Here is a 6,026-nt window from a genome sequence, read left to right as displayed (position 1 = left end):
TCCTCGCACAGCGCGCCCGCCCGCGACCGGGCGTGGACGGCCGCGGGCGGGCGCGCTGTGCGAGGACGGCTGCAGGGTCGCGGCTCCGGGCTCTCGGCTCGGCGCCTCAGCGCAGGACGTGGCCCTCGACGTCGACGGGAGCCCGGGCGGTGAGGCGCTTCAGCCGCATCGCGGGGCGCTCGACCAGCAGCCAGCTCGCCCACGCGAGGGGGACCGTCGCTGCGACCGAGAGCGCGATGTACGCCCAGAGCGGCACGTCGGCTCCGGCTCCGACGATCGCCAGCGAGAGCAGCTGCTGCACGGGGAACGCGTAGATGTACATCCCGTAGGAGACGTCGTGGGTCGCGCCCACTCGACGCAGGGGGAGCCGGGCGCCGAGCGCGACCATCAGATAGGCGAGGGGGAGGCCGGCGAGCACGCGGTAGAGGCCGGCCGCGATCACGAGGACGAGCAGCACGGCCGCGGCAGCGGTGAGCGCGCCCGTCAGGGGGAGGCGGTCGCGGTACAGGTGCACGAGCGCGCCGGCGAGGAAGTACCCGACGAGCGTCACCGTCTGGTTGAGGGGCGCCGGGAACGGGACGAGGTCCGTCGCGAGCACCGCCGCGACGAGGGTGAGGCCCGCGAATCCCGCGACCACGAGGGGGCGCACCCAGCGCGCGGGCGCCAGGGAGACGAGCAGGCCGATCACGACGTAGCTGACGAACTCGTAGAACAGGCTCCAGAGCGAGCCGTTCCACGCGCCCGGGTAGGGCACGGAGCCGAGCATCCCCGCGATGCCGTACTCCCGGATGTAGAGGGCCGCATTGGCGACCACGAAGCGCACCGCCCCGGCCGCGCTGTACTCGCCGGCTCCGAGGAGGAGCGACGCGAGCGGTGCGGCGACGAAGGCCACGACCAGGAGCGAGACGAGGAAGGCGGGATAGATGCGGAGGAAGCGCCGCCAGAGGAAGTCGACCAGCGATCGCGAGCGCAGCCGGCTCGCGGTGATCAGGAAGCCGGAGGTGGCGAAGAACCCGCCGACCGCCCAGGCGCCGAGGGTCGAGCCTCCGAACCCGGGGTCGTCGCCGTAGCCGCCGAGGGGGAAGGAGTGCGACACGATGACGAGGACCGCCAGCCCGAGCCGCAGGGCGTTGATGCTGTTCGACCGCGGGTCGAAGGCGGAGCCGACGGTCGGGCGCGTGCGTGGCGCGCGGGCGGGCGCGGCGGTGCGCCGGCCGTTCTCCTGGCGGGTCATGCGCACATCCTGCTGACCCCGGCCGCCGCCGTCGATCGGGCGTGGGACGCGCCGCGCTCCTCCCGGAGGGCACGCGCACCAGCAACGACGCGCGCTCCACCCCTGCGGCCCCGTCGCGGAGCTGACGCGGACTGACGTGCGGCCTGCGGCTGATCCCTCTCCGCCCCGTCGTCCCTCCGTCTCCCTCTGCCGCGAGACGCCGCTCCGGTACGCGACACGCCGGAGCGGGCGTACCGGAGCGGCACCTCGTGGCAGGCGGTCGGATCACGCCGGTCGGATCACGCCGGTCAGAGCAGCCCGTCCGTGAGGTGGTCCGGCGTGCCGAAGCGGTGGGCCGTGATCGACACGGCCTGCTCGCGGAGGAACGGCAGCAGCTCCAGCCGGCCCGCCTCGGTCGCCGGGCCGGCGTAGACCGCGAGGTCGGGGCGCCCGCCCGTCACGGCCGTCACCGTCGCGGCGGACGCGCCCAGCAGGCGCAACCGTCCGGCGCCGTGCGCGCGCACCCGCGCCTCCCACGCCGCGTCGTCCTCGACCACGACGGCGCCGGCCGCCTCGTCGAGACCGGCGGCGAGCTGCGGAGGCAGCGCCGCGGCGCTCGAGACGACCACCCGTGCCCGCGCGGTCGCCGCCGCGACGGCCACCCGCACGAGCGAGCCCAGCGGCTCCCCGGCGGCCAGGCGCACCAGCACGGCGGAGTCGTAGGGCAGGCGGCGGAAGACGTTGCGCTCCGCCTCCAGCCCCGTCACGTCGCGAGGAGTGCCCGCGGCCCACGCCGCCGCGCAGCTGCGCGCCGTCCGCTCCACCGCGGCGTGCTCCTCCGCCGGGAGCTCCGCGCGCGACGCGGCGAGCAGGCGGGCGGCCGGTCCGACGACCGGAGCGGTAGCCTCCGACGGCGCCGCGGTCCAGGAGCCCAGGCCGAGCAGGTAGTCCGGCCCGCCCGCCTTGGTGCCCGGGCCGACCGCCGACTTCTTCCAGCCGCCGAACGGCTGGCGCTGCACGATAGCCCCGGTGATCCCGCGGTTCACGTAGAGGTTGCCCGCCTCGATCCCGTCGAGCCAGGTGCCGATCTCCTCCGGGTCGAGCGCGTGCAGGCCCGAGGTGAGCCCGTAGTCGACCTCGTTGACGATCGCGATCGCCTCGTCGAGGGTCGCCGCCGTCATGATCCCGAGGATCGGCCCGAAGTACTCGGTGCGGTGGAACTCGGACCCGCGGCGCACGCCGTCGCGGACGCCGGGGCTCCACAGGCGTCCGGAGTCGTCGAGGCTCCGCGGCTGCAGCAGCCAGGTCTCACCGGCGCCGAGCACGGTCAGGCCGCGCAGCAGCTTGCCCTCGGCGGGTTCGATCACCGGCCCCATCCGCGTCGCGGGGTCGGTCGGGTAGCCGACCGTGAGGGAGGAGACCGCGTCGAGCAGCTGCGCGCGGAACCGCTTCGAGCGCGCGACGGAGCCCACCAGCACGACGAGCGAGGCGGCGGAGCACTTCTGGCCCGCGTGCCCGAAGGCGCTCGCCACCACGTCCTTCACCGCCAGGTCGAGGTCGGCCGAGGGGGTGACCACGATCGCGTTCTTGCCGCTCGTCTCGGCGAGCAGCGGGAGGTCGTTCCGGAAGGAGCGGAACAGCTCCGCCGTCTCGTAGGCGCCGGTGAGGATCACCCGGTCGACCTGCGGGGAGGCGATCAGGTCGCGCCCCAGCTCCTCCTCCGGCAGGCGGAGCAGGCGCAGGGCCTCGCGGGGCACGCCCGCCGCCCACAGCGCCTCGGCCACCACGGCGCCGCAGCGCGCGGTCGGTCCGGCGGGCTTGAGCACCACGGCGGAGCCGGCCGCGAGCGCCGCGAGGACGCCGCCCGCCGGGATCGCGACCGGGAAGTTCCACGGCGGAGCGACCAGGGTCAGCGCGGCCGGGTGGAAGCGGGCGCCGTCGACCGCGTCGAGCTCGAGGGCGCGCTCGGCGTAGTAGTGGGCGAAGTCCACGGCCTCCGAGACCTCGGGGTCGCCCTGGTCGAGGGTCTTGCCGCCCTCGGCCGCCATGACCTCGAGCAGCTCGGCGCGGCGCGCCTCCAGCTCGTCGCCCGCGCGGTGCAGGATGCGGGCGCGCTCCTCGGCCGGGACGTCGCTCCAGCCGCTGCCGCGGGCGCCGGAGAGCACCGACTCCAGCTCGTCGAGGGTGCCGATCGTGGCGGCCTCGATCGCGTCGGCGCCGGCCCGGGAGGAGGGGACGCGCGCGAGGATCGCCTGCGCCCACTCGCGGTTCGCGGCGACGGACGGGTCGGTGTCGGGGGTGCTGCGGAAGTCGCCCGGTCCCGGACGGCCGCTCGCGGCGAACCGGTCGGGCACGCGGTGCGCCGGGGGGACGGCCCCGTCGAGGGCGGCGACGGAGGCGCGGAACCGCTCCTCCTCCCGCGCGAAGAGCGCCGGGTCGGCCTCGAGCTCGAAGACGGCCGACATGAAGTTCTGGCTCGACGCGCCCTCCTCCAGCCGGCGGATCAGGTAGGCGATCGCCACGTCGAACTCGGCCGGCGCGACGACCGGCGTGTAGAGCAGGAGCGAGCCGACCGTGCGGCGCACCGCCTCCGCCTGGCCCTGGGCCATGCCGAGGAGCATCTCGTACTCGATCCCCTCGCGGACGCCGCGGGTGCCGGCGAGCAGCCACGAGTACGCGACGTCGAAGAGGTTGTGCCCGGCGACGCCGACCCGCACGTTGCGGATCCGCTCCGGGTGCAGCGCGTAGTCGACGACGCGCTTGTAGTTCGTGTCGGAGTCCTGCTTGCTGCTCCAGGTCGCCAGCGGCCAGCCGTGGACCGAGGCCTCGACCTGCTCCATCGGCAGGTTCGCGCCCTTGACCAGGCGCACCTTGATGCCGGCGCCGCCGCGGGCCCGGCGGGCGGCGCTCCACTCCTGCAGGCGGATCATCGCCGAGAGCGCGTCCGGCAGGTAGGCCTGCAGCACGATGCCGGCCTCGAGACCGAGGAACTCCGGCCGGTCGAGGATGCGGGTGAAGACCGCGATGGTGAGGTCGAGGTCCTTGTACTCCTCCATGTCGAGGTTGATGAACTTCTGCGGCGAGGAGGCGGCGGCCCGGGCGAACAGCGGCGCCAGCTCTTCGACGATGTCGTCGACCGCGGCGTCGAAGGCCCACGGGTTGTGCGGGGCAGTGCTCGAGGAGACCTTGATCGAGACGTAGTCGACGTCGTCGCGGGCGAGGAGCCGGTGCGTCCCCTCCAGGCGGCGGTGGGCCTCCTCGCGGCCGAGGACGGCCTCGCCGAGCAGGTTCATGTTGAGCCGGACGCCGTCGCGGCGGATCGCGGCGATGGCCGGGCCCAGGCGGGAGTCGGTCGCGTCGATGATCAGGTGGCCGACCATCCGGCGCAGCACCCGGCGCGCGATCGGCACCACGACGTCCGGGAGGAGCGGCGCCATCACGCCGCCGAGGGCGACCGCGCCGCGCATCGGAGCCGGGAGGAAGGACGGCACGCCGCCCGCGATCGCCTTCAGCGCCGCTGCCGCGACGCGGGTGTCCTCGGGGCGGACGACGCCGTCGACGAAGCCGACCGTGAAGTCCAGGCCGGCCGGGTCCTTCAGCACGCCCGCCAGCTGCGCCCCGGAGGCGTCGATCGGGATCGCGGACGCCTCGCGCAGCCAGCGCCGCACCAGGGCGACGCTCTCGTCGACCAGGCGGGGATCGATCGAATCGGCGGACGGGCCGTCGGCCGCGGGGCCGGTGGCGAGAGCGGGGCTGGCGAGATCCGTCATGGTGCGGTCCTTCTGCTCTGAGGTGGGTGCCTTCAGTATTCGACCGACTACCGTTGAGCAGAAGCGACCGTTCCTTACCGGTACCGGTCAGCTCAGCTGAACGATCGGAGAGACGCCGTGCTCGATGTCCGCCGCCTGGTCCTGCTTCGCGAGGTGGCCATCCGCGGCACTCTCGCCGCCGCGGCCGAGGCCCTCGCCTACAGTCCCTCCGCCGTCTCGCAGCAGCTCGCCGTGCTCGAGCGCGAGGCCGGCGTCGAGCTGCTGCGGAAGGCGGGCCGGCGCGTGCAGCTCACACCCCAGGCCGAGATCCTGGTCGAAGCGGCCGGCGAGGTGATGGCCCTGCTCGAGCGGGCGGAGGCGGCGCTCGCGGCCTCGGGGGAGTCGGTGACCGGGCGGGTGCGGGTCGCGGTGTTCCAGTCGGCCGCGCTCGCGCTCATGCCGGGTGCGCTCCGGGCCGTCGCCGACCGCTTCCCCGAGGTGCGCGTCGAGATGGTGCAGCGCGAGCCCGAGGGTGCGCTGCACGAGACGTCGTGGGCGCGGGAGTTCGACCTCGTCGTCGCCGAGCAGTACCCCGGCCACTCGACCTCCTGGCTGCCCGGACTGGTGCGCAGCGACCTGACGACCGACGCGATCCGCCTCGCCGTGAGCCGCGACTCCGCCGTCGTCGACCTCGCCTCGGCCCGCGACTCCGCCTGGGTGATGGAGCCGCGCGGTACCGCGAGCCGCCACTTCGCCGAGCAGACCTGCCGGGTCGCGGGGTTCGAGCCGGACGTCCGCTTCGAGACCGCCGACCTGCAGGCGCAGATCCGACTCGCCGCCTCCGGCCACGCCGTCGCCCTGATGCCCGACCTGGTCTGGGCGGGCGAGGCCCCGGACTGCCGCCTCCTCGAGCTGCCCGGCACGCCCCGCCGCACGATCTTCACCGCCCAGCGCGAGGCGCAGCTGGCGTCGCCGGCCGTGCGGGTGTTCCGGGAGTGCCTGGCGGAGGTGGCGGGGCGTGCCGGGCAGCTCGAGGAGGCGGCAGTCCGGGGCCTCGCCCGCCC

At 75.0% G+C, this 6,026-nt stretch carries 3 protein-coding genes; 1 reads left to right on the top strand and 2 read right to left on the bottom strand.

Features of this window, described 5'->3' with window-relative positions; genetic code table 11:
* Positions 1-106 precede the first annotated feature (106 nt).
* Together C5C25_RS14580 and C5C25_RS14575 are read right to left on the bottom strand one after the other, a co-directional pair.
* Positions 107-1,234, bottom strand: coding sequence for an acyltransferase (locus C5C25_RS14580; protein WP_104251019.1), 1,128 nt, complete (start codon positions 1,232-1,234; stop codon positions 107-109).
* 287 nt (positions 1,235-1,521) lie between these two features.
* Positions 1,522-4,983, bottom strand: coding sequence for a bifunctional proline dehydrogenase/L-glutamate gamma-semialdehyde dehydrogenase (locus C5C25_RS14575; protein ID WP_104251018.1), 3,462 nt, complete (start codon positions 4,981-4,983; stop codon positions 1,522-1,524).
* Between the two features lie 117 nt (positions 4,984-5,100).
* Between C5C25_RS14575 and C5C25_RS14570 the strand changes: the two genes are divergently transcribed.
* Positions 5,101-6,026: LysR family transcriptional regulator (locus C5C25_RS14570; RefSeq protein WP_104251017.1), on the top strand; the 926-nt coding region annotated here is incomplete at its 3' end.

Origin of the sequence: Rathayibacter sp. AY2B9 (assembly GCF_002931595.1) — a bacterium.
GTDB lineage: Bacteria > Actinomycetota > Actinomycetes > Actinomycetales > Microbacteriaceae > Rathayibacter.
Note: the sequence above shows the minus strand (reverse complement) of the source record. Positions and strands in the feature narration are given on the sequence as shown.